1 protein-coding gene and 2 tRNA genes are annotated in these 1,009 nt (G+C 65.4%); 1 reads left to right on the forward strand and 2 read right to left on the reverse strand.

The window, feature by feature from the left end; genetic code table 11:
* Positions 1-34: 34 nt before the first annotated feature.
* Together ACYPYD_RS24050 and ACYPYD_RS24055 are read right to left on the reverse strand one after the other, a co-directional pair.
* A tRNA-Asp gene (locus ACYPYD_RS24050) sits at positions 35-111 on the reverse strand.
* A gap of 64 nt (positions 112-175) precedes the next feature.
* Positions 176-252, reverse strand: a tRNA-Asp gene (locus tag ACYPYD_RS24055).
* Between the two features lie 178 nt (positions 253-430).
* Here ACYPYD_RS24055 and ACYPYD_RS24060 point away from each other — a divergent pair.
* Complete coding sequence (locus tag ACYPYD_RS24060; RefSeq protein ID WP_008832333.1) at positions 431-892, forward strand: hypothetical protein; 462 nt, start codon at positions 431-433, stop codon at positions 890-892.
* The last annotated feature ends 117 nt before the right edge of the window (positions 893-1,009 follow it).

The raw sequence follows: 1,009 nt of genomic DNA on the forward strand, positions 1-1,009 counted from the left end.
CATTCGATCGCTGCTGGAACCACTTCATGAGAAGTGGCGCGAGTGACGGGGCTCGAACCCGCGACCTCCGGCGTGACAGGCCGGCACTCTAACCAACTGAGCTACACCCGCGCAGCAATGTATGTGAGGTTTTTAGACTACCTCAAGTCACTGGATTACCAGTATTTTTCCCAAGTGGCGCGAGTGACGGGGCTCGAACCCGCGACCTCCGGCGTGACAGGCCGGCACTCTAACCAACTGAGCTACACCCGCGTTCTTGCGGTTGCGTCCGCTTGGGAGCGCCGCCACTAGGCCAGCCTCGCAGGGCTGTCAACGGCTTTGCGGAAGGCTTTTTCATTTTTTCGGCGACAGTGGAAATTAACCTTATTTTCGCGAGTGGCGACGCAGTCTTGCACCGGGGCCGCGCTGGGCGGCCGGGGGAGAATCGCCCGTGATTACAGCCAAGCGCATCCTCTGCACGCTATCCCTGACGGCAGTCGCGTTCACCGGCAGCACTCTTTCCGCCGAGGCCCGCAGCCCGAGTGCAGTCGCGACCGACAGCGCCGTCTTCGTGGAACGTGTCGATGCGCTCAACGGGCGCAGGCTGGAACCTGCCAGCATGCTCACACGCGGGGACCGGGTCGTGACCGTAGTGACGTGGCGGCGCATGCGCGGCACCGGCGGCTTCGTCCTGACCAACCCCCTGCCCGCCCGTCTCGCCTACCAGCGCAGCGCCAGCGACATGCAGGAAGTGTCGGTCGATGGCGGTCGCTCGTGGGGCCGTCTGGAGGCGATGCGCGTCGACGGACGCCAGGCGACGCCCGAGGACGTCACGCATGTGCGCTGGCGCATCCCCGCGAGCTACGCGGCGCTCGGTCAGGGACGCATCGCTTATGCGGGCGTGGTGCGGTAAAGGCGACGATCGAACCGCCGTCCCGGACTTGATCCGGGACGCTGGCGGCCTTTAGGCGAGAGCCCGGATGAGCGCAGCAAGGTGGGCTGTTCACGGCCAGCGGTCCCGGATCAAGTC

Source organism: Novosphingobium sp. 11B, assembly GCF_054589055.1.